The 25,598-nt window shown below is 66.5% G+C and carries 31 protein-coding genes; 25 read left to right on the top strand and 6 right to left on the bottom strand.

Going from position 1 to position 25,598, the window contains the following annotated elements; all coding sequences use genetic code 11:
- Positions 1-106 precede the first annotated feature (106 nt).
- The 19 genes from ACS5PN_RS16460 (at position 107) to ACS5PN_RS16550 (ending at position 15,253) form a co-directional block, all read left to right on the top strand.
- Positions 107-679: a hypothetical protein gene (locus ACS5PN_RS16460; RefSeq protein WP_439465055.1), complete on the top strand. Its 573-nt coding sequence runs from the start codon at positions 107-109 to the stop codon at positions 677-679.
- Between the two features lie 279 nt (positions 680-958).
- The gene (locus ACS5PN_RS16465) at positions 959-1,381 is read left to right on the top strand and encodes a CopG family transcriptional regulator (protein ID WP_439465056.1); all 423 of its coding nucleotides are present in this window, start codon (positions 959-961) and stop codon (positions 1,379-1,381) included.
- Between the two features lie 25 nt (positions 1,382-1,406).
- Positions 1,407-2,444, top strand: coding sequence for an extracellular catalytic domain type 1 short-chain-length polyhydroxyalkanoate depolymerase (locus ACS5PN_RS16470; protein ID WP_439465057.1), 1,038 nt, complete (start codon positions 1,407-1,409; stop codon positions 2,442-2,444).
- Positions 2,445-2,581: 137 nt separating this feature from the next.
- Complete coding sequence (locus ACS5PN_RS16475) at positions 2,582-3,811, top strand: phospholipase D-like domain-containing protein (RefSeq protein ID WP_439465574.1); 1,230 nt, start codon at positions 2,582-2,584, stop codon at positions 3,809-3,811.
- Positions 3,812-3,995: 184 nt separating this feature from the next.
- On the top strand, positions 3,996-4,325 hold the full coding sequence (locus tag ACS5PN_RS16480; protein WP_439465058.1) for a hypothetical protein: 330 nt from the start codon (positions 3,996-3,998) through the stop codon (positions 4,323-4,325).
- A 30-nt stretch (positions 4,326-4,355) separates the two neighbouring features.
- On the top strand, positions 4,356-4,883 hold the full coding sequence (locus ACS5PN_RS16485; RefSeq protein ID WP_439465059.1) for a hypothetical protein: 528 nt from the start codon (positions 4,356-4,358) through the stop codon (positions 4,881-4,883).
- Positions 4,884-5,057: 174 nt separating this feature from the next.
- Positions 5,058-5,489 carry a hypothetical protein gene (locus ACS5PN_RS16490; RefSeq protein ID WP_439465060.1) on the top strand — a complete coding sequence of 144 codons (432 nt, stop codon included), beginning with the start codon at positions 5,058-5,060 and terminating at the stop codon, positions 5,487-5,489.
- On the top strand, positions 5,486-6,949 hold the full coding sequence (locus ACS5PN_RS16495) for an RAD55 family ATPase (protein ID WP_439465061.1): 1,464 nt from the start codon (positions 5,486-5,488) through the stop codon (positions 6,947-6,949). The genes ACS5PN_RS16490 and ACS5PN_RS16495 overlap by 4 nt, the downstream gene beginning before the upstream one ends.
- Positions 6,950-6,998: 49 nt before the next feature.
- Positions 6,999-9,023, top strand: a complete 2,025-nt coding sequence (locus ACS5PN_RS16500) for a diguanylate cyclase domain-containing protein (RefSeq protein WP_439465062.1) — start codon at positions 6,999-7,001, stop codon at positions 9,021-9,023.
- A gap of 177 nt (positions 9,024-9,200) precedes the next feature.
- A complete protein-coding gene (locus tag ACS5PN_RS16505) occupies positions 9,201-9,467 on the top strand; it encodes a hypothetical protein (RefSeq protein ID WP_439465063.1) in 267 nt (88 codons plus the stop codon).
- 174 nt (positions 9,468-9,641) lie between these two features.
- Positions 9,642-10,205: a hemerythrin domain-containing protein gene (locus ACS5PN_RS16510; RefSeq protein ID WP_439465064.1), complete on the top strand. Its 564-nt coding sequence runs from the start codon at positions 9,642-9,644 to the stop codon at positions 10,203-10,205.
- Positions 10,206-10,255: 50 nt separating this feature from the next.
- Positions 10,256-10,822: a low affinity iron permease family protein gene (locus ACS5PN_RS16515; RefSeq protein ID WP_439465065.1), complete on the top strand. Its 567-nt coding sequence runs from the start codon at positions 10,256-10,258 to the stop codon at positions 10,820-10,822.
- Positions 10,819-11,034 (top strand): hypothetical protein, encoded by a 216-nt coding sequence (locus tag ACS5PN_RS16520; RefSeq protein WP_439465066.1) that lies wholly within the window; start codon positions 10,819-10,821, stop codon positions 11,032-11,034. The genes ACS5PN_RS16515 and ACS5PN_RS16520 overlap by 4 nt, the downstream gene beginning before the upstream one ends.
- Positions 11,031-11,234 carry a hypothetical protein gene (locus ACS5PN_RS16525; protein WP_439465067.1) on the top strand — a complete coding sequence of 68 codons (204 nt, stop codon included), beginning with the start codon at positions 11,031-11,033 and terminating at the stop codon, positions 11,232-11,234. The genes ACS5PN_RS16520 and ACS5PN_RS16525 overlap by 4 nt, the downstream gene beginning before the upstream one ends.
- Positions 11,235-11,240: 6 nt before the next feature.
- Positions 11,241-12,386, top strand: a complete 1,146-nt coding sequence (locus ACS5PN_RS16530; protein ID WP_439465068.1) for a zinc-binding metallopeptidase family protein — start codon at positions 11,241-11,243, stop codon at positions 12,384-12,386.
- Positions 12,383-13,261: a transglutaminase-like domain-containing protein gene (locus tag ACS5PN_RS16535; protein ID WP_439465069.1), complete on the top strand. Its 879-nt coding sequence runs from the start codon at positions 12,383-12,385 to the stop codon at positions 13,259-13,261. The genes ACS5PN_RS16530 and ACS5PN_RS16535 overlap by 4 nt, the downstream gene beginning before the upstream one ends.
- A 157-nt stretch (positions 13,262-13,418) precedes the next feature.
- Positions 13,419-14,183: a diguanylate cyclase domain-containing protein gene (locus ACS5PN_RS16540; RefSeq protein WP_439465070.1), complete on the top strand. Its 765-nt coding sequence runs from the start codon at positions 13,419-13,421 to the stop codon at positions 14,181-14,183.
- Between the two features lie 220 nt (positions 14,184-14,403).
- Positions 14,404-14,676: a hypothetical protein gene (locus ACS5PN_RS16545; protein ID WP_439465071.1), complete on the top strand. Its 273-nt coding sequence runs from the start codon at positions 14,404-14,406 to the stop codon at positions 14,674-14,676.
- 82 nt (positions 14,677-14,758) lie between these two features.
- Entirely contained in the window at positions 14,759-15,253 is a 495-nt protein-coding gene (locus tag ACS5PN_RS16550; RefSeq protein WP_439465072.1) for a hemerythrin domain-containing protein, read from the top strand.
- A 13-nt stretch (positions 15,254-15,266) separates the two neighbouring features.
- On the opposite strand, the gene ACS5PN_RS16555 is transcribed toward ACS5PN_RS16550, so the two are convergent.
- Positions 15,267-16,595 (bottom strand): sensor histidine kinase, encoded by a 1,329-nt coding sequence (locus tag ACS5PN_RS16555; RefSeq protein WP_439465073.1) that lies wholly within the window; start codon positions 16,593-16,595, stop codon positions 15,267-15,269.
- 149 nt (positions 16,596-16,744) lie between these two features.
- Here ACS5PN_RS16555 and ACS5PN_RS16560 point away from each other — a divergent pair, with 149 nt between their 5' ends.
- The 3 genes from ACS5PN_RS16560 to ACS5PN_RS16570 all read left to right on the top strand — a co-directional run bounded on the left by ACS5PN_RS16560 (position 16,745) and on the right by ACS5PN_RS16570 (position 18,215).
- Entirely contained in the window at positions 16,745-17,497 is a 753-nt protein-coding gene (locus ACS5PN_RS16560) for a PRC-barrel domain-containing protein (RefSeq protein ID WP_439465074.1), read from the top strand.
- A 26-nt stretch (positions 17,498-17,523) separates the two neighbouring features.
- Positions 17,524-17,808, top strand: coding sequence for a hypothetical protein (locus ACS5PN_RS16565; protein ID WP_439465075.1), 285 nt, complete (start codon positions 17,524-17,526; stop codon positions 17,806-17,808).
- A gap of 254 nt (positions 17,809-18,062) precedes the next feature.
- Entirely contained in the window at positions 18,063-18,215 is a 153-nt protein-coding gene (locus ACS5PN_RS16570; RefSeq protein ID WP_439465076.1) for a hypothetical protein, read from the top strand.
- A gap of 6 nt (positions 18,216-18,221) precedes the next feature.
- On the opposite strand, the gene ACS5PN_RS16575 is transcribed toward ACS5PN_RS16570, so the two are convergent.
- Positions 18,222-18,983: a DUF6920 family protein gene (locus ACS5PN_RS16575; RefSeq protein ID WP_439465077.1), complete on the bottom strand. Its 762-nt coding sequence runs from the start codon at positions 18,981-18,983 to the stop codon at positions 18,222-18,224.
- 287 nt (positions 18,984-19,270) lie between these two features.
- On the opposite strand from ACS5PN_RS16575, the gene ACS5PN_RS16580 reads away from it, so the two are divergent.
- The gene (locus ACS5PN_RS16580) at positions 19,271-19,765 is read left to right on the top strand and encodes a fasciclin domain-containing protein (protein WP_439465078.1); all 495 of its coding nucleotides are present in this window, start codon (positions 19,271-19,273) and stop codon (positions 19,763-19,765) included.
- Positions 19,766-19,777: 12 nt separating this feature from the next.
- Here ACS5PN_RS16580 and ACS5PN_RS16585 read toward each other — a convergent pair whose 3' ends face one another.
- The 3 genes from ACS5PN_RS16585 to ACS5PN_RS16595 all read right to left on the bottom strand — a co-directional run bounded on the left by ACS5PN_RS16585 (position 19,778) and on the right by ACS5PN_RS16595 (position 22,139).
- Positions 19,778-20,500, bottom strand: coding sequence for a Crp/Fnr family transcriptional regulator (locus ACS5PN_RS16585; protein ID WP_439465079.1), 723 nt, complete (start codon positions 20,498-20,500; stop codon positions 19,778-19,780).
- Positions 20,501-20,552: 52 nt separating this feature from the next.
- A complete protein-coding gene (locus ACS5PN_RS16590) occupies positions 20,553-21,284 on the bottom strand; it encodes a Crp/Fnr family transcriptional regulator (protein ID WP_439465080.1) in 732 nt (243 codons plus the stop codon).
- A 108-nt stretch (positions 21,285-21,392) separates the two neighbouring features.
- On the bottom strand, positions 21,393-22,139 hold the full coding sequence (locus ACS5PN_RS16595) for a trypsin-like peptidase domain-containing protein (RefSeq protein WP_439465081.1): 747 nt from the start codon (positions 22,137-22,139) through the stop codon (positions 21,393-21,395).
- A gap of 250 nt (positions 22,140-22,389) precedes the next feature.
- On the opposite strand from ACS5PN_RS16595, the gene ACS5PN_RS16600 reads away from it, so the two are divergent.
- Positions 22,390-22,968 carry a hypothetical protein gene (locus ACS5PN_RS16600; protein WP_439465082.1) on the top strand — a complete coding sequence of 193 codons (579 nt, stop codon included), beginning with the start codon at positions 22,390-22,392 and terminating at the stop codon, positions 22,966-22,968.
- A gap of 309 nt (positions 22,969-23,277) precedes the next feature.
- Here ACS5PN_RS16600 and ACS5PN_RS16605 read toward each other — a convergent pair whose 3' ends face one another.
- The gene (locus ACS5PN_RS16605) at positions 23,278-23,658 is read right to left on the bottom strand and encodes a YXWGXW repeat-containing protein (RefSeq protein WP_439465083.1); all 381 of its coding nucleotides are present in this window, start codon (positions 23,656-23,658) and stop codon (positions 23,278-23,280) included.
- Between the two features lie 300 nt (positions 23,659-23,958).
- On the opposite strand from ACS5PN_RS16605, the gene ACS5PN_RS16610 reads away from it, so the two are divergent.
- Positions 23,959-25,530 carry a M20/M25/M40 family metallo-hydrolase gene (locus ACS5PN_RS16610; protein WP_439465084.1) on the top strand — a complete coding sequence of 524 codons (1,572 nt, stop codon included), beginning with the start codon at positions 23,959-23,961 and terminating at the stop codon, positions 25,528-25,530.
- Positions 25,531-25,598 lie beyond the last annotated feature (68 nt).

The raw sequence follows: 25,598 nt of genomic DNA on the forward strand, positions 1-25,598 counted from the left end.
TCCTCGATGCGCCAGATCCATGGCACATCAGGGTAAGCAGATGAGCGAAACACCACCGGTAGCTGACGACCAAACAAATGAAGCTGGGCATCGGGCGCCGAGCCCAATGGATGCCGAAATCAGGACGGTCGCGCTGGGCCTGAAGCAGGAGCTTCTCAAAGATCTGCCCTTCTTCGGCGCGTGTGGCGTTGCCGTGGGGTGGCCGATGCTTATTCAGTACCGGCTCACGCAGAACGGCATGGGGCCGAAGGATTCGTTGGCGGACGCGCTCTTTTCCGACTTCGTGTCGTTCAACGCTTTCGGGCTTGTGTTCCTCGGCTTGCTGGCCCTCGGCTCAGCCGTCACATGCCTGGCGGCGCTGAACGTCCGCTGGCTTGGATTAGAGCGGGTGGTGGACCACCTGCAGGTAAGGCTGGCTCAATTGGCCAGCTCGATCATCGCGTTCACGTTGGGGCTCTCCGTCACGGCGTTTTTCCATTCCCTGCTCACCGTCACCGCCGGTGGCATCGGGCTGGTCTTGATGATCGCGCTGTTCGTCGCCTTGCTGGTGGTCGGCTTCATCTCGGCCATGCTGGTGGCTAGGCGCCGGCCGCCGTTTAATCGGTGGTGGGTCGGCGTGATGTTCCTTGTTGTCGCCCTCGCCGCCGCGCTCTCGCTCATCTTCTGGGGCGTCAAGTAGGCGCAGACGCTGACCATTGAAGCCGGGCGTGCCCAAGTTTCATCTTGAACGAAACGGATTCCGGAAAGTTCAATCTTCAGTGAGACGGCGGTTCAAGGTGCTGTGAGGTGGTCGCGGCTAAGCCCACGATCCCCGGGGCAGCCACTTTTGGCATGAGTGAGAACCGACAGTGACGAACCGTCGGCGAGCGCACCGACGTTTGAATGTCTCTGCGCGACGCTCGTCCATACTTACAAAATAAGGTTAGTAGAATCCAAGTGGATGGTAGATGATGGCGCCATGCCCGCCACGCCTCTGCTCTCGCCGAAGACCGCCAAGCCCGTCGACGAAAAGCTGACCCTCAACATCGGCTGCGTTGACCTGGGCCAGATCGACCTGTTGGTGCAGGAAGGGTTCTATGCCAATCGCAGCGACCTGATCCGCACCGCCATCCGCAACCAGATTGCAACGCATGCCGACGTGGTGCGCCAGGTCGTCACGCGCAAAAGCATCGTGCTGGGCATCCAGCAGTTCAGCGCGGCGGACCTGGAGCAGGTGCGCGAGGCCGGGCAGAAGCTGCAGATCCGCGTGCTGGGCCTCGCCGTCATCGCGCCCGAGGTCACGCCCGAACTGGCCCTGGCCACCATCGAATCGCTGACCGTGCTCGGCGCCCTCCATGCAAGTCCCGCCGTGAAGACGGCCCTCGTCGGGCGGCTGCTGTAGCGGCGCCTGGCCTCTGAAAGCCCCCATGCACCCCCAGTTCGGCCAGTTGATGAAAGACGCGACCGCGCTCACGCGCGCCGGCGACCTCCAGGCCGCCATGGCGGCCATCACCTCGGCGCTCAACGGCAATGCCGTTGCGGCCGGCACGGCGCTTGAGGCCGCAAGGCACAACGTCATCGACGTCGTCGCCCGCGTTGTCGAAGAAGCCGTGCCAGCACCGGCCGCCACGGGTGTCGAGCAGTTCATCTCCGGTCACTACGTCCATCGCGCCGGCAAGCGCGACTACCGCCTCTTCATCCCGGCAACGCGCTCCGACAAGCCGCGTGCGCTGGTTCTCATGCTGCACGGCTGTACGCAGAACCCCGACGACTTCGCCCGCGGCACGCGCATGAACGCCCTCGGCGCGGAGCACAACGCCCTGGTGCTCTACCCGGCGCAGACGCGCCAGGCCAATGCGCAAGGCTGCTGGAACTGGTTCAAGCACAACCACCAGGGCCGCGGCCGCGGCGAGCCCGCCCTGCTCGCCGACCTGACGCGGCACATCGCCGAAAGCCACAGTGTCGACCCTCAGCATGTCTATGTCGCCGGCCTCTCCGCGGGTGGCGCGATGGCGGCGATCCTGGCCGCGACCCATCCCGATGTCTTCGCCGCAGCCGGCGTTCACTCGGGGCTGCCAGCGGGCGCGGCCCGCGATCTGCCGGGTGCATTGGCGGCGATGCAGGGCCAGGTCAGCAGTGGCCTTGCCGGCGCGGCCAAGCCTGGTGTGCGCATGATCGTCTTCCACGGCGACGCCGACGCGACGGTTCATCCGGGCAATGGCGAGCGGGTGGCGACTGCGCATGGCGCGGCCGTCAGCGTCGATGAACAGACCGGCCTCCAGCATGGCGGCCGTGCCTGCACGCGGCGCCTGCACAGGGACGCACAAGGCCGCGTCGTGGCCGAACAGTGGCGGTTGCATGGCGCCGGCCATGCCTGGTCGGGTGGCGACCCATCGGGCTCCTACACGGATGCGCGTGGCCCCGATGCCAGCGCGGAGATGATGCGGTTCTTCCTGCAGGCCTGACGCATCGCGCGTCCGGCGCTCCAGTTCATAGGCGTTACTGACCGGTCCGCGCTCGCAAGGCCGGGCCCCGGGAGACATGCATGGCGTCGTACACGGCTGGCAGGCTGGGTCTCATTGCCCTCGGGTTCGGGTTTGCCATGCTGGGCTGCCTGCTGGTCGTGAACTTCATGACCGGCGAGAAGAAGATCGAACGACACGTCCAACGCCTTTACGCCCTGGCCGATCCGCAGTTCGCGCGCGAACTGGGCGCCTTGCTGGGACCGCCGTTCATCGAAGGCAACGCAGTGGCCGCGAGGCTCAATGGCGACGAGATTTTTCCGCCCATGCTGAAGGCCATTCGCGAGGCCAAGAAGTCCATCACCTTCGAGACCTACATCTACTGGTCGGGCGACATCGGGCTGGAGTTTGCCAACGCGCTGTCCGATGCGGCCCGGCGCGGCGTGAAATGCCATGTGCTGCTGGACTGGCTGGGCAGCGCCAAGATGGACGAGGCCTTGATCCGGCAGATGACGGAGGCCGGCGTCGAGGTCAAGCGCTTCCATCCGCCGCACTGGTCGCACCTGGCCCGCATGAACAACCGCACCCACCGCAAGCTGCTGGTCGTTGACGGCCAACTCGGATTCACCGGCGGTGTGGGGATCGCGCCCGAATGGACCGGCCACGCCCAGGATGCCTCGCACTGGCGCGATACCCACTTCGAGGTCAGCGGCCCGGTGGTGGCGCAGATGCAGGCCATCTTCCTGGACAACTGGATCAAGGTCACCGGCCGCGTCCTGCATGGCGAGGCCTATTTCCCGGTGCTGCAGGCACGCGGCGGCGTGGCCGCGCAAATGTTCAGCAGTTCGCCGACAGGCGGCAGCGAGAGCATGCAGCTGCTCTACCTGTTCTCCATCACGGCGGCCGAGACCGCCATCGACCTGTCGGCCGCCTACTTCGTCCCTGACGCGCTGACCCACCAGGCCCTGCTGGAAGCCATGGCCCGCGGCGTCAAGGTCAGGATCATCGTGCCGGGCCCTCACATCGACAGCGACACCGTGCGCAGCGCTTCCCGCGCGAGCTGGGGGCCGTTGTTACAGGCGGGTGCGGTGATCGCCGAGTACCAGCCCACGATGTTTCACTGCAAGGTGCTGATCGTGGATGGGCTGCTGACGTCGGTCGGTTCCACCAACTTCGACAACCGCTCCTTCCGCCTCAATGACGAGGCGACGCTGAACGTCCTGGACGCCGACTTCGCGCGCCAGCAGCGCCAGGTGTTCGAGGCGGACCTGCTCAGGTCCAAGGCCGTCACCTTCGCCGAGTGGCAGAACAGGCCGTGGACGGAGAAGCTCGCCGAACGCTGGAGCCGCTTGCTCGCATCGCAGCTTTAAACCCGTGCACGCAAGCGTGTAACGGCGAGCCGCAGTTGCTCGCGCGGTCCTACGCCTGGACTTCGTGAGGCCCCACGCCCTGGACGGATGGCGCGGCGCACCATGCAGAGCCTCCTGGCAGCAGGGCACGGGCTGAGCGCCTGTCACCTTGAACTGCCCTCTTTTCCTCCACCAAGGGTTCTTCATGAACATCACCTCGCGCTTTATTGCGGGTTTCGCGCTGGCCGCCGCCTGCGTCGCTGCCTTCGCGCAAACCTCGCCGGCAGTTCCTGCCTCTCAGCCGACCGCCGTGGGCGTGACGCCCGATACCGCGAGGGCTGCCAACGAGAAGGCCGTCCCGCGCTCCGACGTCGCGACCGTGGTCCGTACCGGCCCGACGGTGGCCGACAAGGCCCGTCAGGCCAAGCCTGACGCGGCGAACGCGCCGTCGAACACGATGGCCAATGGCGGCACGACGGTGGCGGCCAACGCCTCGGTGAATGAGAGCCGTGCGCCACGCGTGGACCGCCACTGATTCCCACTTCTTTTCAATCCTGGAGATTCCATGACCACGACCAATGACCGCCGCCTTGTGACCGGCCTTTTCCCTGACCGCGCCAGCGCCGAAGCCGCTTACGACTCCGCCAGCCAGCGTGGCTACAGCAACGATGACGTGGACGTCGTCATGTCCGACGAGACGCGCAAGCGCCACTTCGTGCCGGCCGGCACCGAGACGGAGCTCGGCAACAAGGCGGCCGAGGGCGCCGGCATCGGTGGCGCCATCGGCGGCACGCTGGGCGCCATCGCCGCGGCGGTCGCTGCCATCGGCACCAGCATCGCGATCCCTGGCCTCGGCCTGGTGGTGGCGGGCCCGCTCGCGGCCGCCATCGCCGGTGCCGGCGCCGGCGCCGCCAGCGGCGGCCTGGTGGGTGCGCTGGTCGGCTGGAGCATGCCGGAGGAGCGCGTCAAGCACTACGAAGAAGGCATCAAGAAGGGCGGCATCCTGATGGGCGTACGCGCCAAGTCGGACGAGGACGCGGAGCACTTCGAGCGCAACTGGACCGAAGCGAAGGGCCAGCACGTCTATCGCTGATCGACGCGCACCCAAGAAAGGCGGCCATGGCCGCCTTTTTTCATGCCGATGGCGGTATCGCGATGTGTGCCGCACCGTCGCAGACGCTGGACCGGTAGAGGTTCCATGTAGGGGAGGCAGTTGAGCTGCGAGTCGTCCTACACTCGTCACCCTAACCCCCTACTTCTTTCGCCCATGGACAGTCGAGAGAGCAGCCGGTTGACGGCGCCTCTTGCACTCCGTGTGGGTGAAGGGGCCGACTCCCGGCAGATCACCGACGCGATCGGCGCGATGTGGGCGGACATCGAGTCCGCGCTGCAGCCCGTTTTCGGTCGTCGCGGCGTAGAGGCCCTGTTCAAGCGTGCCTTGCACCTCACGGCATCCCGGCATGCCTGGCTGGAACCTGCCAAGGCCGGTGGTGATGGCGCGGCATGCGATCTGACTGAGCTGAAGGCGCGGATTGCCGCCCAGCCGCCCGCGGTGGCGGCGGAGGCGGGCAGTGCGCTGTTCACGAATTTCCGAGACTTGCTCGCGTCGCTGATCGGGGCACGGTTGAGCGAACAACTGCTGCAGACCGCCTGGTCAACCTCTTCAAGCGCTCCTGCAGCGCAGGACTCCAAGCCATGACATCCAAAGTAAAGATCAACAGCCTGGCGACCGGGGTCCCGGGGCTGGATGACTTGCTGGGCGGGGGGCTGCCGGAGTTTTCCTTCAATCTCATTGCCGGCCAGCCGGGCTGCGGCAAGACCACGCTGGCCCACCAGATCATGTTCGCGCTGGCCACGCAGCAGCGGCCTGCGCTGTATTTCACCGTGCTGGGCGAGCCGCCGCTGAAGATGCTGCGCTACCAGCAACAGTTCTCCTTCTTCGATCCCGCCGCCATCAACCGCAGCGTGCGCTTCGTCAACCTCTGCGATGAGGCGATGGCCGGCGACCTGGATTTGGTGCTGGCCCGCATCACCGAAGAGGTGGCCGCGCACGAGCCGGCTTTCGTCTTCGTCGACTCCTTCCGCTCGGTGGTGCTGGCGAGCAAGGACGATGGCAACGCGCACGCCCACCTGCAGCGCTTCATGCAGCAGCTGGGCATGCTGATGACGAGCTGGCAGGCCACCACCTTCCTGATCGGCGAGTACTTCACCGACACCGATGCCAACCCGGTGTTCACCGTCGCCGACGGCCTGATCTGGATGCGCCAGAACGTGCAGCGCAACGCCATGGTGCGCAAGATGGAAATCATGAAGATGCGCGGCCAGCCTTCGTTGCCGGGGTTGCATGCGTTTCGCATCACCGGCGACGGGCTGCAGATCTTCGTGCCGAGCAAGGTGGGCACGCCGCCTTCGGATGGCGGCGCGGCGACGCGTGCCCACATGGGCGTGGCGGGCCTGGACGAGATGATGGGCGGCGGCTTGCCGCGCGGCTATTCGCTGCTGGTGGCCGGGCCGTCGGGTTCTGGCAAGAGCATCATGGCCGCGGCCTTCCTGCATGCAGGGGTGGCTGCCGGCGAGACCGGCGTCATCGCCGCCTTCGAGCGCCGGCCCACGCGGATGCACAACCAGGCGCTGGCGCAGGCCATCGCCCAGGATCGAATCGGCCTGGTGGAAAGCCACGCGCCCGACATCTCCATCGAGGAAGTCATGCAGTTGCTCACCGCGGAGGTCAAGCGCCTCAAGGCCAGCCGCGTGGTCATCGATTCGCTGTCGGGGTTCGAACTGGCGCTGGGTCCGTCGTTCCGGGAGGACTTTCGCGAGTCGCTGTTGCGGCTGGTGACGTCGCTGACGGGACTGGGCGTCACCGTGCTGATGACCTCCGAGCTGGAGGATCGCTACACCGACCTGCGCTTCAGCCCTTACGGCACGGCCTTCATGACCGATGCCATCATCGTGCAGCGCTATATCGAGGTGGAAAGCCGTCTGCGCCGCGTGATGGCGGTGGTCAAGGTGCGGGACAGTGCGCATTCCGATGAGTTGCGGGAATACGGCATCGACGACGACGGCCTGAGGATAGGCGACACGCTGACCGGGCAGGAAGGCCTGTTGGGCGGACGGCCATCGACGCGACGCCGAAGTCCATCGATCGACGGGACCTAGGCACGGGCCGTGTATGGGTCCCGAGCACGAGCCTGATCCGTCCCGGCGCATGGCGCTGGTCGCGGAGATCGCTGTGCTCGAGCGCGAAGCCGCCGTCGCGCGCGCCGAGCTTGCCGGCCTGCACGCGGATCTGGCCGAGGCTCACGCTCAGGTCGGCGGCCATCAGATGCACCAGTTGCTGGCGGCCAACGAGCAGCTGGTGCTGGACGCGATGCGCTCCCGCGGCGCGGCGGAATCGGCTGCGCAACTGGTCGCCGAGCTGACACGCTCCAGCGAGCTCGATGCCCTGACCAGCCTGCCCAACCGGCTGCTGCTGATCGACCGCATGGCCCAGGCTTTGACGCATGCCAGGCGCAACGAGAGCCGGCTCGCCTTGCTGTTCCTGGACCTGGACGGATTCAAGGACATCAACGACAGCCGGGGCCACCAGGTGGGCGACGAGGTGCTGCGCGCAGTCGGTCAGTGCCTCACCGCCTGCGTGCGCGGCGTCGACACGGTCTGCCGCCTGGGCGGCGATGAATTCGTTTTGCTGCTGACCGAAATTGCCGAAGCCGCCGACGCCGGCCTCGTGGCCGAAAAACTGCTCTTGTCCCTGTCCGAACTGGCGGTGGCGGGGCTGGCGCCCTTGCCGGTGTCCGCCAGCATCGGTATCAGCGTGTTTCCCGATGACGCGACCGAGGCCGAGGGCCTGGTCGACTGCGCCGATCGCGCGATGTATGACAGCAAGCGTGCGGGCGGTGGTTGCTACCGCTTCTTCTCGACCTTGGAAGGCCACCCGGGCGATGTCCATCCTGGCCCGCAGGATCAGACGACCCGGCGCAAAGCCCCCAACGTCCCCCTGCGTGATGCCAATGAACAGCTCGTGTTGTCGGCCATGATGGCATCGGCGGCTGTGGAGCAGCAGGATCGGCTGCTGACCGAACTGCAGGATGCGGCCAGGAACAAGGACGAGTTTCTGAGCGTGCTCGGACACGAACTGCGCAACCCGTTGGCGCCTCTGCTGACGACGCTGGACGTGCTGCGCATGCGAGGCGGCGGCTACGAGACGATGGAGCACGCCACCATGCGCCGCCACGTGAGCCACATGGTGCGCCTCGTGGACGATCTGCAGGACGTCGCCAAGATCGCTTCCGGCAAGGTCGACTTGCGCGTCGAGCGCGTGCCCATCGAGCACATGGCGCTTCAAGCCATTGCTTTGGCCAAGCCGCTGATGGAGCAGCGCCAGCAGCGCTTCGCGTTTGACAGCAGCCCCGAACGGCTGGACTGCTGGGGCGACCCGGTTCGACTCACGCAGTGCGTCTCCAACCTGCTGATCAATGCCGCCAAGTACACCCCGCCCGGCGGCAGCATTGCCCTCAGGACACGCCGGGATGGCGAGCATGTCGTTCTCGCCGTGAAGGACGACGGGCGAGGCATTTCCGCAGCGGCCCTGCCCGATGTGTTCAACCTGTTCTTCCAGGAGCGCGTGGATGCGGGCGCGCTCACGGGTGGGCTCGGGGTCGGACTGGCCTTGGTGCGCAGCCTGGTCGCTCTGCATTCGGGCACCGTGGCGGCAAGAAGCGCGGGCATAGGGCTCGGCAGCGAGTTCGTCATCCGCCTGCCGCTTGCCCGCGACGAGGACGGGCCGCAGCGGCCGGCAGCGCCGGGCCAGCCCTTCATCGCAGCCCTGCATCCGCCGCGTCGTGTGCTCATCGTCGACGACAACTACGACGCAGCGGATTCGCTGGCCGAGTTGCTGCGCATGTACGGGCACGAGGTGTGGGTTGCCACCCATCCGGTCGCCGCCTTGCAGATGATCGGCGCCGCCGCGCCGGACGTCGCACTGCTGGATATTGGCTTGCCCGGCATGGACGGGTACGAACTGGCGGCGTTGATTCGCCGGCAGAACCCCGAGTTGCAGGTGGCCCTGGTGGCTCTCAGCGGCTACGGGCGCGCAGCCGACCAGCACAGGAGCGAACAGGCCGGGTTTTACGCGCATCTGGTCAAGCCGGTCGACATCGGGGCGCTGGAACAGGTCCTCCAGTCGGTTCATCCCGCCTCCAGCATCGACGCCGCGCCATCCGGCAAGTCCTGAGCCGGCCCGCAGCGGACGACCGCCTGGGCGTGACATCGGCGCCAGCACCTACGCCCGTGCGACGTGGTGTCTTTCATGGCCGGTTCGAGCCAGCGCGCACCATCCGCCATCGCTTCTGAAACGCCCCCGATCGACGCATCGCCGGCCTAAAGAGCCGGGCCAAGGAGGCCCTTGTCCATGTTCATTGAAGCACCGGCCCTTGCCAACGCCACCGGCCTTCGCCCCCGGCCGCCTGCCGGTTCGCCCGTTCTCGAGCCCGCCTCGCTGGCGCTGAACGTCACGCAGTCTTGCCTGGCCGCGCCGTTTGAAGCCCTGCGGTCCCAATATGCCAGCGCCGTGACGGCGGGCGTCGTGCCCAGGTCACTGCTCGCATCCGGCCAGCTGGAACGCTGCCTCGACAACCTCGAAAAGCTATGTCTTGGGCCTTTGGCCCGGCGGCGCTAATCGCGTCTCCGGCAAACGAAAAGGCCCCCATCCACGCCGATGAGGGCACGCCGCTTGCCGTGATCCCAGTCCGGAATCCTCCGGGACCTTTCAAGCAAGCCTGACGCGACTGGGACGCTCTTCCCAGCGCATCTCCCGCCACTTCCCTTTCGCCATCAGCCAGCAGGAATCCCCATGCCCACCACCACCAAGACCTCCGCCAAGGCGTCCAAGGACGCATCCACCCCCAAGCCGGCCGCCCGCAAGACTTCGACCCGGTCGAAGGCCGACGCGACGCCCAACGCCATCGATCTCCTCATCGCTGACCACAAGGAGGTGAAGGCGCTGTTCAAGGACTACGACAAGCTCGTCAAGTCCGAGGCACAGACCGAGGACAAGCAGACCATTGCCTTGCAGATCTGCACCATGCTGACAGCCCACGCCACGGTCGAGGAAGAGTTGTTCTACCCGGCTGCGCGCCGCGTGCTGGGCAAGGACGAAGACCTGGTGGACGAGGCCGACGTGGAACACGCCAGCTGCAAGGAGCTGATCGCCCAGATCGAGGAAGGTGCGCCGGACGACCCGCTGTACGACGCCAAGGTCAAGGTGCTGGGGGAGTACATCGATCACCACGTCAAGGAAGAGGAAGGCGAGATGTTTCCCAAGGTCCGCAAGTCGGACCTGGACCTCGACGCGCTCGGTGAAGACATGGCAGACCGCAAGGCCGAACTGCTGGGCGAAGACGCCGAGAAGCATTGAGAGCCGCAAGGCCAGGCCGACGACAGGCCTGGCTTCAGTCAAGCCACACCATGACCGATTCTTCCGACACCGCACAGGGCCTGGGCGCGATGCCCAGTTCGAACAGCTCAGCCTACGCAGCGCGATCCGGGCTCCTGACGGCGTTCGACCGCTTTGCGTCGACGGTGACGCGCTGGTGCGGCAGCCCGGTTGCCTTTTGCCTGGCTCTGGCCACGGTTGCACTCTGGGCCGCCGTGGGACCGCTGTTCGGCTTTTCCGAGAACTGGCAGCTCGTCATCAACACCGGAACCACCATCGTCACGTTTCTGATGGTGTTCCTCATCCAGCAGAGCCAGAACAAGGACAGCGTGGCACTGCACCTGAAGCTCAACGAACTGCTGGCCGCGCACAAGACGGCCAGCAACCGCATGATCGGCATCGAGACCCTGGACGAGCAGGACCTGCAGGAAGTGGCGGCCTTCTACGCCCGGCTGTCGGAACGCGCCAAGACCGCGGGGCCCGTCAAGGAAGTGCATTCCATTGACGAGGACGGCATGCCCGTCGCCAGACCGCCTTCGCAAGCGACGGTCACGGCGGCCGAACGCAGTTCATCACTCGCCCACCTGGAGACGCCATGATCAATCCCTGGCTCAAGAAGAATCCATTCATGAGCATGTGGCTCAGTGCCGCCAGCACGGTCGCCGGCAAGGCACGTGGCCACGCGACTGCCGTCGTGAGGCGTCAGTCTGGTGCTGCTCTCACACAAGTCAATCAAGCGGTGACCGATTTCTGGATGAGTGCGTGGGATGCCAAGCCCAAGCCGAGTTCCAGGCGCAAGGCGAAACGTTGACGACCATGACCTGCCATCGGATCGTCGTGACTTTGCTGCTGGTGCTGGCGACTCTGCTGGCGTTGCTCTACGTGTCGACATTCGCGCCCGAAGCCGCCTCAGCCCCGGTACCGATGCCCGCGGTCGAACGCGCGCCGTACCGGCCCGTGGGCGCGCCCGGCAACCGGCTTGCCGTCGTCCGGCTGCCGAACGTGAGTTGAAGGCCGATGAAAACCTTCTGCTGCGAACGCTGCACGACGCGCGTGTTCTTCGAAAACGTCTCCTGCGGTGCATGCGACGCTGAGTTGGGTTTCATCCCGGCGGAACTGGCGATGGGGTCGTTCGAACCGGATGGCGAGCACGGCCTGACGCGGCTCTCCGGGCAGCAGGGCCTCAGCTTTCAACGCTGTGCGAATCATGAAGGGCCGGTGGGCTGCAACTGGATGGTGAATGCCGCGCTCGGCGGGCTGTGCCTGGCCTGCCGCACCACCCGTGTGCATCCGGTGCTCACCAAGTCGCAGAACGGCGCCTATTGGTGCCGCATCGAGGCCGCCAAGCGGCTGATGGCGTACAGCCTGGTGTCGTGGGGCCTGCCGTTCCCATGCAAGGACGAAGACCCGAGGCATGGCATTGCATTCGATTTTCTGGAGCAGACAGATCCCGGGAAGAAGGTGCTGACCGGGCACGGCGATGGGATCATCACCCTCAACATCGCCGAAGCGGACGATGCGCGCCGGGAAGAAGTGCGAATACAGCTGCACGAGCCCTATCGCACATTGCTGGGACATCTGCGCCATGAGATTGGTCACTACTACTGGGACCGGTTGGTGCGTGACACCGCCTGGTCGGACAGATTCCGGGCGCTGTTCGGGGACGAACGCGCGGACTATGAAAAGGCGTTGAAGCAGCACTACGCACGCCCGGTCGCCCACTGGCAAACGCAGTTTGTCAGCGCCTACGCCAGCTCCCATCCTTGGGAGGATTGGGCTGAGTGCTGGGCTCACTACATGCATCTGCAGGATGGATTGGAAACCGCGGCGTCGTGGGGGTTGCGGCTGGACCAGGCCGTCCCGGGCAAGGCATCCGTCCAGGCTCGGCCCATCGCCAGCGATGAACCCGATGTGCCGACCCGGGTCGTGAAGACCTGGCTGCCCATTTCCCAGTTCATCAACGCCATGTCCAGAAGTCTGGGCGGGCGGGACAGCTACCCCTTCGTGATGACCGATGCCGTGCTGGACAAGCTCGCGTTCATTCATCAAGTGATCGACGCAGGCGTGAAGGGCGACGTGCCGATGAACTTCGGCCGCAGCACCGCATCGCCTGACGGCAGCGCGGCAGGCCAGCGCGCTTGCCTTGAAAGCATGTCGGCATGATCCGCATCGACCTTCAGGTTCAGCTCAAGTACGAGGTCAGCGCGCCGGGCGCGGACTTCATCTTCAACATCCACCCGGCGTACACCCCCTGCCAAAAGGTGTCCGCCGAGAACCTGCAGATCAGCCAGGACCTCGAGTGGCACATCCAGACCGACCCTGGCACCGGCAATCGGCATCTGCGACTTCAGGCTGCGGCCGGTGAGCTCGAGATCCGCTATGAGGCGACGGTGGAGCTGCTGCATCGCCGCGATCAGCCCGAGGAGCTGCGTGAAGTCCCTGTCCACCTGTTGCCTCTCGACGTGCTGCAGTACATCTATCCGAGCAGGTACTGCCAGTCCGATCGACTGATCAAGCTGGCCACGGCGGAGTTCGGCGACATACCCGCGGGCTATGGGCGTGTGCAGGCCATCGCGAAGTGGATTCAAAGCCGGGTGTCGTTCACGTCGAACACGTCGACCTCGACGACGTCGGCGGTCGACACCTTGATCGAGCGCACCGGCGTCTGCCGCGATTTCACCCATCTGATGGTCGCCCTGTGCCGGGCGCTCAACATCCCCGCGCGGTTCGCGACGGGCACCGACTATGGCGCGGATCCGGCGCTCGGGCCGCCAGACTTCCATGCCTATGCTGAGGTTTACCTCAGTGGCCGCTGGTACATCTTTGATCCCTCCGGCACCGCGATCCCGATGGGCTTCGTCCGCTTCGGCACGGGCCGAGATGCTGCTGACGTCGCCTTCGCAACGATCTTCGGCACCGTCACATCGTGGGCGCCGTGGATACGCACGACAGCGGTTGAAGACAAGGCGGCAGGTTTGGAAGTCCCGCATCACTGTGAAATGGCGCTCTCCACCGACACTGACGCCAGCGTGTCGTGACCACCACCGGCGACACAGGCATCGAGATCGGCACGATGCTTGCTGAGTAAAAGGGCCTGCTGGGCGGTCGTCCAGCGACCCGGCCTCGCGGCATCGCCGCCGGCGAGGCCTAGCATCGCGCTGCCATCCGGGCAGTGCAATACATCAGGGGCGGGGCATGGCCACGATTCCCGACACACTGGACGCACTGCGCGCGGAGCTGGCTTCATTGCAGTCGCAAGCCGTGAACGCACGGGCAGAACTGGCGCGCCTGCGGGCCGACCTTGCCCAGGCACGGACGCAACTGGATGGCGACACCATGCACCGATTGCTGGCAGCCAACGAGCAACTGGTGGTGGACGCCATGCGCGCGCGCGACATGGCCGACTCCACGGCGCTGCTGATGGCCGAGCTGTCGCGTTCCAGCGAACTCGACTCGCTGACCCAGCTGCCCAATCGCCTGCTGCTGGTCGATCGTTTCTCGCAGGGGCTGACCCACGCCAGGCGCCAGGGTGGGCGGCTGGCGCTGCTCTTCCTGGATCTGGATGGCTTCAAACAGATCAATGACAAGCTGGGTCATCGGGTCGGCGACGAGGTGCTGCGTGCCGTCAGCCTGTGCCTCGTCAGCAGTGTGCGGCAGATCGACACGGTGTGCCGCCTGGGCGGCGATGAGTTCATCGTGCTGCTGCCCGAGATCATGGACGCGGCGGACCCGGGCCTGGTGGCGCAGAAGCTGATGGATTCGCTGGCTTCGCTGATGCACGCTGGAGGCGTCCCCGTCCGGGTGTCTGCCAGCATCGGCATCAGCGTCTACCCCGATGACGCCGAGGACATCGAAGCGTTGGTGGATTGCGCCGATCAGGCGATGTACCGCAGCAAACGCGCCGGGGGCGGCTGCTACAGCTTCTTCTCGACTCTCGGCTCCGGCGCCAGCGCATGTTGACCGCGCTTGCCGATCATCGGTAAGCGGGGCCGGTGGCGAGAAGGGATCGGTCTCGTTTACCGAGGGCGGCCTGGCGCTCCTGGCCGAGGGCCGAACGGTTCTTCGCCGCGGAGCTGCGTGCTACGCCCGGTACACCGTCCTTGCAAGCCGGAAAACGCAGAGCAGGTTCTGGGATTGCCGCTTCAGCTGCACCGGATCTCCCGGGGCACGAGAGTTTGAGATGAACAGCAATCAGTCGCAAGGACAGCGTCCGCAGCAGCAGTCCGGTCAAGCCAACGACACGCCGGTGCCGGCCGACGGCAGCGAAGGCAATGTGCCGAACCTGGGCGACAGCAACCGCTCGCCACGACAGCCGCCGCCCGCACCCGGTCGGCCGCCACAGCGCCAGCAGGGCGGCGACCCATGGAGCCGGTCGTTCGCCGAGGACGCGGACGACGAGGGCGACACCCGACCCAACGCCAGCGTCGACGACGGCTCCGCGAGTCGTACCTGAGCGCCGACGATGCCCGCCCGCCGCATCGCGGGCGCCTTCTGCAACCCGCCGCCCCGCGGGACGCCTCGCCGAGGAAAGCACCGTGTCCACAGCCACCCGCACAGCCACGACGTCGACTGACGCCATCCAACTCCTGATCACCGACCACCAGCAGGTCAAGAAGCTGTTCAAGGCTTACCAGCAGCTCATCCACGCCGAGGGTGGGGATGACGAGAGGCAGCTGCTGGCGCAGGAGATCTGCGCCAAGTTGACCGTGCATGCCATGATCGAGGAAGAGCTCTTCTACCCTGCCGCGCGCCAGATGCTGACGGGTGACGAGGATCTCGTCGACGAGGCAGACGTGGAGCATGCCAGCGCCAAGGAGCTGATCAGGCAGATCATCCAGTCGGCGCCGGGTGACCCGCTGTACGACGCCAAGGTCAAGGTGCTGGGCGAATACATCGACCACCACGTCAGGGAAGAGGAAGACGAGATGTTCCCCAAGGTCAGGAAGAGTGGCCTTGACGTCCGCGCGCTCGGTGAAGAGATGGCTGCGCGCAAGGACGATCTTCTGGCCGACATGGCGGGCGCCGAATAGGGCGGCGGTGACTTCAGCGCCGGCCACCCGCTGCTGTGGTCACGTCACCGTAGCTGCGCGGCAGCAGGATGCGAAACACCGTCCCGACGCCGATCTCCGATTCGAGCTCGGTGGTGGCGTTCAACAGATCGCACAGGCGCTTGACGATGGACAGTCCGATGCCCTCGCCCACCTGCTGACTCACCGGGCGCGGATCCTCGGAAGATGGATAGGTTCCGGTGAGATCCACGTTCACATGCGTCACCGCGCCTGTGGCGTGGTCGGTCGCGACCTGTCGCGCCTGTTCGGTGGCCTCTTCGATCGCACCTGCCAGCTGCGAACCCGGGCCCGCGTGAAAGCCCGGCCCGGTATCCCTCACTTCGAAGAACCAGCGATCGAGGTCACTGGACGCACCGTCCCCACACCTGATCGTGACGCCCCCCGTGCGGGTGTATTTGATCGCATTGATGACCAGGTTCTGCGCGATGCGCCGCATCTTCACGGCGTCGCCCTCGACGGGCAGCGCGGCTGGCCCCTCGAAGCGAAGGTAGAGGCCCCGTTCCTGCGCATGGGGCTGCAGGTCCTCGCACAGCACGCCCAGCAGCGTGACGACATCGATGACCTCCAGCTGGAGGTGCTCCAGGCCGCCTTGCAGACGCGCAAGGCTTGTCACGTCATTCAGCAGATGGCTCAGCGAGCCGACGTTGCGATCCAGCAGGCGCAGGAAGCCGTTGCGCATGGGCTCGGAAGCCTTCGGCGAAGCCAGCCCGGCCGTCGCCGTGGCCACGACACCGAGGTTGCCGCGCAGGTCATGCGCCGCCTGCTGCCACAGCCGCGCACGCTCCCTTTCCAGCTCGCGCAGGGATTGCAGGGCCTGCTCGAGGTCACGGATATGGCTGGTCGCCTCGATCTGCTGCAGCTGGAAATACTGCGACACGCTGGCGCCGACGGCGTCGCCGCACTGCTGCGCCCAGATCCTGCGTGCCTCGGCCATGGCCGACGGGCTGATGTTGTGAGTCGCGACCGCGTATTCCTCCAGCTCCACCACCACACATTCGTTCAACCGTCCGAGCTCCCGGGTCACCTCGGCCAGGTCGAAGCCCTGTTGCCAGCGGTGCAGCCCGTGGGCCGCCGCGTCCCCCTGCTGGCGCTTCTGGTCGGCCGCCGCCAGCCCGCCGCCGGCAAGCCTGCGCTCAAAGTCGACCAGCAGCGCCGGAATATGGTCATGCAACTGCGCGCGGGGCAGTGCCGCGCCCGTGGTGAGCGTCGGATCAGACGTCACGGCGATGCGCCACGCCTGCAGAACGGCGCCACGCCGCCGCTTCAGGTATGCGCTGAGTGCCAAATGCTCGGCGGCTTGCATCGGCGCATCCTTGTCCAACGAATTGAGAGCCCATTCTGGGCGCAAACGCCGCGCAATGGTAAAGCCCCTGTTTTGCGGCGGCTGCGTACGCAATCGCACCGACGCTCATCCACCGCTGCGTCACGATCTCGCCGTATTCCAGGAGCCCCATGTTCAACAGCGTCAGCCATGTCTCCATGGCCCATGTGAAGGCCGTAGATGGCGACATCGGCCCCATCGAAGATTTGCTGTTCGATGACCGTGACTGGGTCATCCGCTATCTCGTCGTGGATGCGGGCAGCTGGCTGGCCGAACGCGATGTGCTGATCTCGCCGTATTCCATCAAGCAGCCGCTGGGGCACGACCGGGTGATCGACGTCGCGCTGACGCGCCGGCTGATACACAGCAGCCCGCCCCTGGACATCGAACGAACCGTCTCGCGCCAGCAGGAGCTGGCGTTCGAGCGCCACTATCACTACCCGGCCTATTGGGATGGTGGCGGGCTCTGGGCTCTGGGCGCCAGGCCTTTTCCTTCGGTTGCGCCGCGGCCACTGGCCGATCGCGAGGCGGCCAGCGTCTACCCGGCAGACATGCAGTTGCGCAGTGCCGAGCAGGTATGTGGCTACGAGCTGCAGGCCGCCGGCCGTGGCATCGGCCAGGTGCAGGACTTTGTTTTCGACGACGAGAGCTGGCAGATCCGCTATCTGGTCGTCGACACCCAGAGCTGGTGGCCTCGCGGGAGAAAGGTGCTGATCGCGCTGCCTTGGGTGGACCGTATCGACTGGGCCAGACAGGAGATCCATGTGTCGCTGACGCGGGAGCAGGTCAAGTGCAGCCCCGTCTACCAGGATGTCGCCTCCATCCATCGCGACTACGAGATCCTTCTGCATGCGAACTATCAACGCGCGGGCTATTGGGCCTGAGCCTCAACGCCATTGAAAGGCCGACCATGACCGCACGCGAAACCTATATCGAGAACATCAAGCTCGAGCTCGATGAGCTCAACGATCAGCTCAACTCCTTCGAAACCAAGGTGACCCACGCCAGGCAGGACGCGCGCGAGCGCTATGCCGCGGAGCTGGCCAAGCTGCGCGTGCATTCACGGGAGGCACGGGTGAAGTGGGAGGCGCTGCAGACGTCCGGCGAAGCCTCCTGGCACCAGTGGGTATCCGACATGGACCGCACGCGCGACGCCTTCATCCACGCCTTCCACGATTTCAAAGCGCGCCTTTGACGCCGGAGCCTGCTGTTCCGAGTCGCTGGACGCGGGGCATGCGGATGGGTGGCTGCGATGGCGTTCATGGTGGGCCTCAGCGCAAAGCCATGTGCCGAGATTGCGCGCCGGTACCACCGGCGTCTATGCGACGACAGACCGCGCACATGACCTGGCGTGCGCTGCCGCACCGTCAAGAGGATGCGATCGGTCTAAGGTCGAGTTCGTCTCGGCCGTGCAGTCCCCGATGACCGGACATTGATCCAGGAGATGCCATGAAGAAGTCGATGAAGTCCAAGAGCAAACCCGCAGAACCCGCGGGCCACCCGCCGGTGCTGGACATCAAGCCAGAGGGCCCCAAGGTGTCGGCTCCCATGCCCGAGCGCCACAAGCAATCCGGCCGCAAGGGTCACAAGGGCGGACGATGAGCGTCCTCAACTGCTGAAGCGGTAGCGCAGCTTGCCCAGGCGACCGCGCCAGTAGGTGCGGCGCCCGTCCAGCAGCAGCCAGGCGGCCTCGCCGGCCAGCGGCACGCGCATGCCATCGCGTATCGCCCAGTCTTTCCAACGCCCCTCCCAGCGCGTCATCACGATGGCCCTGCCCACCCTGCGGGCGCGCGCCTCGGACCTCACGGTCTCCACCAGGCCCGCGTCGCCGAAACTGAAGCGCAGCGTCACCGACACCGCACCGTCCGTCAGCGTGGCATCGGCACGTCGAGCGTCCACCGCCACCCACTGCACGCCCTGGCTGGGCAGCAGCGCCGTGGGGTACCAGGGCGCCTCGGCTAGAAAATGCATCAGCTCCGCGCGCGCCAGCTCGCCGCCGCCATCGCGCTGCCGACGGGCCATGTCGATGAAATCCAGCAGCAACGCGTGCAACAGGCCCGCACCGGCCAGGTAGCCATCGTGCAGGCGCACGCTCAGCCCGGCGAACACATCCACGCGGGCGTTCCACAGGAAACCCGGTCCGCGTGTCGCCACATGCTGATCCGCCGTGAAGGGCCGCGAGCGCGCGCTCGCCGGCGACAGGCTGAGGAAGCCGCTCTGCGTCAGGTGCACGCCGCTCACCATGGGCTGGCCGGCGGTCAGTGCTGCGCGGAGGTAGCGCTGGACGGGTGCCGGCAGGTTGTTCAGCTCGGCAGGGTCGAAATGCGACACGCCTGCCGGACCGGGTTCGGCGCCCAGCTTGGCCGTCAACGCAGTGGATCGCTCGCACCAGAGTCGATGGCCTCGCGCACGCAGCCGGGCGATCACGGCAACCGGGGCTGCCACAAGAAGTAAAGCAGCGAGCAGCCAGAGCATGCGGGTGGCCGGTTTCGTTGAGTGAAAGGTCGCGCAGGCTCGCCGGTCCTGCGGACACCGTCTGTGCGTTGGCGAACGCAGGCACCGCACAGACCGCCGCGAGCATCAAGTGCAGCATGGGCGGCGCCGCCTCCCGTCCGTGACACCGTCAAGGCGCCGGGGAACGCACTCTGAAAGCTTTCATGACCTCCGCCACGATCACCGCCACTGCCTCGGCCATTCCGAGCTTCACGCCCGCCGGTTCGGCCCAGCCCGCACCGCTCGAGAACCTGATGGACACGCTGCACAGGACCGGGCACTTCAAATACCTCATCAAGGCCATCACGGCCACCGGCCTGACCAGCCCGTTCCAGGCATCCGGGCCCCACACCGTGTTCGCCCCCAATGACTACGCGTTCGGCAGGCTGGCCATAGAGGTGCTGACCGACTTGTTCAAGCCCGAAGCGAAGGCTCGGCTGACCGCCATCCTGAGGCTGCACCTGGTGCCCCGCCGCGTGACGGCCGCGGTCTCAGGCAGCGGGTCCAACCTGCTGAAGTCGCTGCAAGGCGAGGATCTCGCCATGAACACGACCCAGGGCCTGAGGGTGAACGAGGCCCGCATCGTCGAGAGCGATGTTCAGGCCTCCAACGGCGTGATCCACGTGATCGATACGGTGCTGATGCCTGCCGCAGGCTGAGCCCGAAGGCGGTCAGTGCACCCCGCCATCCAGAGCGGCGTCGGGTGCGAACTTCATGACCAGGCGGTAGCTCGCACGGTCCTGCGCATAGCAAACGCAGGAGGCAGCCTCCAGGCCGGCCCGGTCGCTGACCGTGATCCATCCCCGGTGGTAGCGGATCAACCCGGCTGCCTGCAGGCTGCCAGCCGCCACCGTGACGCCGACACGGCGCGCGCCCAGCAGCTGAGCCATGCCTTCCTGCGTGGCCGCGAAGCCCTCGCTTCGGGACCGATCCTGCCCCATCAGCAACCAGCGAGCCAGCCGCGCCCTCAAGGCGTGGAAATGCAGGCAGGCCGACGTGGTGGTGGATTGCCGCCATTGCACCTGCAGATAGCCCATCAGCAGCCGGCGCAGACCTGGGCTGGCGGGCAGCTCCCGGCGCAAGACCGCGGCGGGCATGTCCCAGGCCTGTCCGTCCTGCTGCACCAGCACGGTCACGGGGCTGGCGGCCACGCCCAGCACCAACTGGGCGCCCAGCACGCCCTCGCTGCCCATCATGCCGACCTGCAGCAGGGGATGGGCCTCCAGCGGGGTGACAAGGGACAGGCAGCCCTGCATCGGGAACAGCAGCGACGGCACCGGCCGATCCTGGACGGCCAGTTGCTGGCCGCGGAGCAGCGGCACCTGGATGCTCTGCTTCAGCAGCCGTCGCTGCTCTGAGGCAGGCAGGCGGTGGAGCAACTGGTTGGTGGGCATGCGCCAGTCTGGGCGCGACCCGATCGCGGCGCTGTGCGCCAGCGCACGCTGGCTAGTGGGTCGGCAGCGGTCGATTCAGCAGGCGGTCGTATTCATCCTTGACGACGCCGTAGCACTCACAGCTGCGCTTCTCCAGGCCCGGTCGGTCGATGACGTTGATGCGCCCGCGCGCATACTCGATCAGCCCGAGCTTCTGCAGCTTCAGCGCCGCCTCGGTGACGCCTTCCCGGCGCACGCCCAGCATGTTGGCGATCAGCTCCTGCGTCATCACCAGCTCATCACCCGCGATGCGGTCCAGGCTCAGCAGCAGCCAGCGGCACAGCTGCTGCTCCAGCAGATGGTGGCGGTTGCAGACGGCCGTCTGCGCCATCTGCGTCAACAGTGCCTGGGTATAGCGCAGCAGCAGATGCATGCCGACGCCATAACGGTTGAACTCGGCCTTGATGGTTGCGGCGCTGAGCCGGAAGCAGCCGCCCGCGCTCTGCACGACGGCGCGGCTGGGCGTGGTTTCGCCACCCATGAAGAGGGACACCCCGACGACGCCTTCGTAGCCCACCACCGCGATCTCGGCCGAGCCGCCATCCTCCAGCACGTAGAGCAGCGACACGATGGCCGTCGTCGGGAAGTAGACATGGCTTTGCGGCCGGCCGGACTCGTACAGCACCTGGCCCAGCTCCAGCGGCACGCACTCCAGCTGGCCCGACCAGCGCGCCCACTCTTCGTCCGGCAAGGCCGCCAGCAGGCGGTTGTTGCGGGGGGCAAGGGCATCCAGCGGTGCAGGCATCAATCCGTTGTGGTGGTCGGGGCTAGGCGTTCACTTTAGCCAGCCTGCAGGCATTCGTGTGTTCGGTAGCGCACATACACGCAGGCACGGTGCAAGTGGTTGCCTGCGTCACTGGGTCAGCGCCAGCAGGACATCGGCATACCAGGCCAGATTGAGCCCCGGGGATGCGTCTGCCGTGGCGTCCCGGGACTTCATGTCCATGCGCGGCGCATGCACGCCCAGCAGCTGCCAAGGCAGGCTGGGGTCGCCGTCGGGGTCGTGGCGCACCACCGGCGCACCACTGCTGCCGTGCTGTAGCGGCGCGTCGGTCACGAAACAGCCCTGGCCCTCGAAGCGCACGCCAAAGGCCGAGGCCACCACGGCGCTGCGCACCACGGGCAGGTGGTGCAGCGTGTCGTGAAAGCCCAGAGGGAACCCCGCGACCAGCAGAGCCTGGCCCAGGCTTACCGCGTGCATATGCACCTGGATGTGGCGGGTGCCAAAGGCGCAGAACTGCGCGCCCCGCGGCATGGCCATGGCAGGGATCTCCAGGGTCGCGACATCGACGTCGCCGCCGCTGTCGCCGGCCTGGCGCCATTGCGGTATGCCGTCGTCGTACAGCGGCAGCGAGATGCGGTGCTGGTGTGTCAGGTCGATACCGGCCGCATGCAGACAGAACTCGAGGCGCTGCGGGCGATGGTCCGCGGCGAGATCGAGCAGTACATGTCGACTGGTGACCAGGAAGAGATGTTGACCGCGCTGGAAGAAGAACCCGCTGGCCGCTGTCAGCGCGCGTGGACCGATGAAGGTCTCGACCTGCGTGCAGGCGAGCAGCAACGGATCCACACTGGTGGCGCGGGACTGGACGGCATACATGGCGGCTCCGGCAAGGTGGCGCCGCCGACCCGCGCAAGCCGGCCCGGGCAGACCGGGCACAGTTCCCGGGCTTTCGATTCGCGGGGCCGACGGCGGCGCCATGCTGCGGGCGGGAACGCCCAGGGTCTGTGCGGTGGCGCACAGGCGCGGGCCTGTTCGGATGAGCACCTGCTTGGTGCGCTATCGAACCGACACCGTGGTGCCAGGCCTCCAAGCTGCCCTGCCAAGGTGGGCATTCAAAGGAGCCGGCATGAAGACATCTTCAACGAAGGGCTTGCCGCCGCCGGCGCGCCACGTCGCCTGGCTTCTCCTGGCTTGCGTTTTCGCCGTGCTGTGGGGCACGCCTGCCAATGCGGAACTGATCAGCACTGCCGACCTCAATGCGGGCCTCGCTCGCGCGGCAGCCGACCTGATTGCGGACAAGACTGCCTGCGACCAATGGACCGGCACCCCGCGCGACGTCTGCCGCGAACGGGCGCTAGCCAAGGAAAGGGTGACCCGGGCCGAGCTCGTGGTTGCAAGCACCGGCACTCGGATGGCGCATGACCACCTGGCTGCCGTCAAGGTGGATACCGCCTACGACATTGCTCGCACGCAGTGCAACGACAAGACCGCAGATGCCAAGCATGCCTGCACCAGGCAAGCCCAAACCCTGCGTACCCAGGGCCAGGCCGACCTGAAACGTCACCAGCACAAGAGCGAGGGTGCGGTCGATAGAGGCCGCGTGAGCGATGACAAGCCGGCCGCGGACAAATGCGACCCGCTGGCGTCAGACGCTGCGGCCAACTGCCCGCCGACGGCAAAGCCGAACAAGGGGGGCAAGAACTGAGCCGCCATGCAGACCGCATGCGGCGCGCCTCATCCGATGGCATCCGGCATGCCGTCAGGAAGGCTATCGAGGGTCGCCACTCATGATTCGCATCGAACTGGAAGTCCAGCTCAAGTACGGCTGTGGCCTTCCAGCAGCTGCAGCTGGCGCACCCGTTCCGCTCGTTGTGCGTGTGCGCGGCAGCGGTCTGGGCGATGTGGGAGTGCAGGCGCTCACGAGACGGGCTGCCCGCAGGGTTTCATGCAAGCTGAAGCGCCCCGCAGCGTCTGCCGCGGGGCGCTTGCAGATGCGGCGGGGCGCTGACCGGGATCAGCGGCGGTGCGGATCGTTCGGCCGGCGGTCGGCGCCGTTGGGCACGCCGTCATGGTCGGCGTCACCGCGAGCCCAGGCGCCGCGCCTGAACTCCCAGCGGCCATCGTGCTCGGCCCATGCGGGGGCGTTGTAGGAATAACCGTGGCGCTCCCTCATCCAGACGCCGCGTTGCCAGACGTGGCGGCGGCCGTTCCAGTTCCAGTAGCCGGGCACCCAGAAGTAGCCCGGACGCGCGGCCGGCACGACTTCCTGCCGCGGCGGCGGCGGGGCCGTGCGAACCCAGATGGTCGTATCGGCCATCGCGGCGGTCGGCACGATGGCCGCGCCGAAGGCGCAGCTGGCGGCCAGGCATGAAGCGAGAAGGGTCTTGCTGAGCATCGCAGATCTCCTGGTTTGAGGAGTTCATTCAACGCCGGCGTGCGGCCGTCCGTGGTCGGAAGACCGCCCATCGCCTTGTCAGCCGTTTCCTGCCGCTCCCAGGCTTCTCCTCCTTTTGGAGGCCCCTGATCCAGGGACAGGCCGACCCCGGTTGTTGCCGACGCGCTGCCGCCCGAGCATCCACGCGCTCGCTGGTTATGCAGTTTGCGAGCACGCGTTCGGGACCGCTTTTCAGGCACCCGGCGGCCACGAACCGGCCGGGCCGTGATCCCGAGTTCATCCACCCGATCAGGGAACCCCATGATGCGTTTTCAATCCAAGCCCCTGGCCCTCGCCGGCCTGCTGGCGCTGTGCTCCTTCGCCCACGCCGGCGACAAAGTCTGGATCAGCCTCGGCGATGCAGCGCTCGCGCAATTGCAGAAACACACGACCGTGACGCCGAGCGCCAGCGTCGCGCCCACGGCGCAACTGGCCGGCGTTGAAGCCACGACGGCCGCCAGCCGCCGTGCCGAAGGCATCCACCTCGTGCAGGTGGACGAGGACGACCTGCTGCACCTGTCGGCCGCGGTGCACAGCGAGCTGCGCCGCTGCGGCGGCTTCATGTTCCACCCCAGCCAGGCCGAGGGCCTGGCCACGCTGCAGCGCCAGTCGGGTGCCGCCAAGCTGGCCGCCGTGGCCGCCGTCACGCGGCCCAGCTATGTCATCGACCAGCAGGCCGTGGTCACGCCGCTGCTCAACCAGATGCAGGCCAGCAATATCGGCCAGACCATCATCGACCTGTCCGGCAACGTCAACCGCTACTACCAGACCAGTGCCGGCGTCGCCGCTTCGGACTGGCTGAAGCAGCGCTGGACGGCGCTGGCCGGTGGCCGCAGCGACATCACGGTGGAGCAATTCACCCATGCGAGCTGGAAGCAGAAGTCGGTGATCGCCACCATCAAGGGCACAGACAACGCGAGCGAAGTGGTGGTGCTGGGCGGCCATCTGGACTCGATCAACCAGGCCGGCACGACCGAAACCACCCGGGCGCCGGGCGCCGACGACGACGCATCGGGTGTGGCCAGCATCACCGAGGTGTTCCGCACCCTGGTCGCCAACGGCTACAAGCCGCGCCGCACGCTGAAGTTCATGGCTTACGCGGCCGAGGAAGTGGGGCTGCGCGGCTCGCAGGAGATCGCCAACAGCTACGCCAATGCCGGCACCAACGTGGTGGGCGTGATGCAGCTGGACATGACCAACTACAAGGGGTCGGTGAATGACATCTACATGTACACCGACTACACCGACAGCGGGCAGAACGCCTTCGTCACCAACCTCATCAAGACCTATCTGCCGACGCTGAAGATCGGCACCGACAAGTGTGGCTATGCCTGCTCCGACCACGCGTCGTGGACGGCCAAGGGCTATTACGCCTCCATGCCCTTCGAGGCGGCCATGGGTCAGGATGACCCCTACATCCACACCGCCAACGACACCTATGCCAACACCGGCAGCCAGGCCGACAACTCGCTGAAGTTCGCCCGCATGGCGCTGGCCTACATGGTGGAACTGGGCAGCGACGGCAGCACCGGCATCCCCGACAAGACCGAGACCTTCAGCGGCAGCCTGACGAAAAACCAGACGCGCAGCTTCGGCCCGTACAAGGCCGGCGTGGGCACGTTCAAGGCCAGCACCACCGGCACCGGCGACATCGACCTGTATGCCAGGCGCAGCACGGTGCCCACCACCAGCAGCTACGACTGCAAGTCGGACGGCAGCACCGCCACCGAGAGCTGCAGCATCAACGTCACCGCCAACGGCGATGTCTATGTGCTGCTCAAGGGCTACAGCGCCGGCAACTACAACCTGACGGTAACCTACAAGCCGCAGTGAGCAAAGGTGGGCGCAGCGCCGCGGCCGTGGCTGCGGCGGGTGCTGCCCACCGGCCAGGACTGCTGCGC

This window comes from Roseateles sp. NT4 (assembly GCF_051857475.1).
Lineage (GTDB): Bacteria > Pseudomonadota > Gammaproteobacteria > Burkholderiales > Burkholderiaceae_C > Pelomonas.

Coding starts and splice junctions, on each gene's coding strand:
- ACS5PN_RS16460 (WP_439465055.1), top strand. CDS start 107: ATGGATGCCGAAATCAGGACGGTCGCGCTGGGCCTGAAGCAGGAGCTT.
- ACS5PN_RS16465 (WP_439465056.1), top strand. CDS start 959: ATGCCCGCCACGCCTCTGCTCTCGCCGAAGACCGCCAAGCCCGTCGAC.
- ACS5PN_RS16470 (WP_439465057.1), top strand. CDS start 1,407: ATGCACCCCCAGTTCGGCCAGTTGATGAAAGACGCGACCGCGCTCACG.
- ACS5PN_RS16475 (WP_439465574.1), top strand. CDS start 2,582: ATGCTGGGCTGCCTGCTGGTCGTGAACTTCATGACCGGCGAGAAGAAG.
- ACS5PN_RS16480 (WP_439465058.1), top strand. CDS start 3,996: ATGAACATCACCTCGCGCTTTATTGCGGGTTTCGCGCTGGCCGCCGCC.
- ACS5PN_RS16485 (WP_439465059.1), top strand. CDS start 4,356: ATGACCACGACCAATGACCGCCGCCTTGTGACCGGCCTTTTCCCTGAC.
- ACS5PN_RS16490 (WP_439465060.1), top strand. CDS start 5,058: ATGGACAGTCGAGAGAGCAGCCGGTTGACGGCGCCTCTTGCACTCCGT.
- ACS5PN_RS16495 (WP_439465061.1), top strand. CDS start 5,486: ATGACATCCAAAGTAAAGATCAACAGCCTGGCGACCGGGGTCCCGGGG.
- ACS5PN_RS16500 (WP_439465062.1), top strand. CDS start 6,999: ATGGCGCTGGTCGCGGAGATCGCTGTGCTCGAGCGCGAAGCCGCCGTC.
- ACS5PN_RS16505 (WP_439465063.1), top strand. CDS start 9,201: ATGTTCATTGAAGCACCGGCCCTTGCCAACGCCACCGGCCTTCGCCCC.
- ACS5PN_RS16510 (WP_439465064.1), top strand. CDS start 9,642: ATGCCCACCACCACCAAGACCTCCGCCAAGGCGTCCAAGGACGCATCC.
- ACS5PN_RS16515 (WP_439465065.1), top strand. CDS start 10,256: ATGACCGATTCTTCCGACACCGCACAGGGCCTGGGCGCGATGCCCAGT.
- ACS5PN_RS16520 (WP_439465066.1), top strand. CDS start 10,819: ATGATCAATCCCTGGCTCAAGAAGAATCCATTCATGAGCATGTGGCTC.
- ACS5PN_RS16530 (WP_439465068.1), top strand. CDS start 11,241: ATGAAAACCTTCTGCTGCGAACGCTGCACGACGCGCGTGTTCTTCGAA.
- ACS5PN_RS16535 (WP_439465069.1), top strand. CDS start 12,383: ATGATCCGCATCGACCTTCAGGTTCAGCTCAAGTACGAGGTCAGCGCG.
- ACS5PN_RS16540 (WP_439465070.1), top strand. CDS start 13,419: ATGGCCACGATTCCCGACACACTGGACGCACTGCGCGCGGAGCTGGCT.
- ACS5PN_RS16545 (WP_439465071.1), top strand. CDS start 14,404: ATGAACAGCAATCAGTCGCAAGGACAGCGTCCGCAGCAGCAGTCCGGT.
- ACS5PN_RS16555 (WP_439465073.1), bottom strand. CDS start 16,595: ATGCAAGCCGCCGAGCATTTGGCACTCAGCGCATACCTGAAGCGGCGG.
- ACS5PN_RS16560 (WP_439465074.1), top strand. CDS start 16,745: ATGTTCAACAGCGTCAGCCATGTCTCCATGGCCCATGTGAAGGCCGTA.
- ACS5PN_RS16565 (WP_439465075.1), top strand. CDS start 17,524: ATGACCGCACGCGAAACCTATATCGAGAACATCAAGCTCGAGCTCGAT.
- ACS5PN_RS16570 (WP_439465076.1), top strand. CDS start 18,063: ATGAAGAAGTCGATGAAGTCCAAGAGCAAACCCGCAGAACCCGCGGGC.
- ACS5PN_RS16580 (WP_439465078.1), top strand. CDS start 19,271: ATGACCTCCGCCACGATCACCGCCACTGCCTCGGCCATTCCGAGCTTC.
- ACS5PN_RS16585 (WP_439465079.1), bottom strand. CDS start 20,500: ATGCCCACCAACCAGTTGCTCCACCGCCTGCCTGCCTCAGAGCAGCGA.
- ACS5PN_RS16590 (WP_439465080.1), bottom strand. CDS start 21,284: ATGCCTGCACCGCTGGATGCCCTTGCCCCCCGCAACAACCGCCTGCTG.
- ACS5PN_RS16595 (WP_439465081.1), bottom strand. CDS start 22,139: ATGTATGCCGTCCAGTCCCGCGCCACCAGTGTGGATCCGTTGCTGCTC.
- ACS5PN_RS16600 (WP_439465082.1), top strand. CDS start 22,390: ATGAAGACATCTTCAACGAAGGGCTTGCCGCCGCCGGCGCGCCACGTC.
- ACS5PN_RS16605 (WP_439465083.1), bottom strand. CDS start 23,658: ATGCTCAGCAAGACCCTTCTCGCTTCATGCCTGGCCGCCAGCTGCGCC.
- ACS5PN_RS16610 (WP_439465084.1), top strand. CDS start 23,959: ATGATGCGTTTTCAATCCAAGCCCCTGGCCCTCGCCGGCCTGCTGGCG.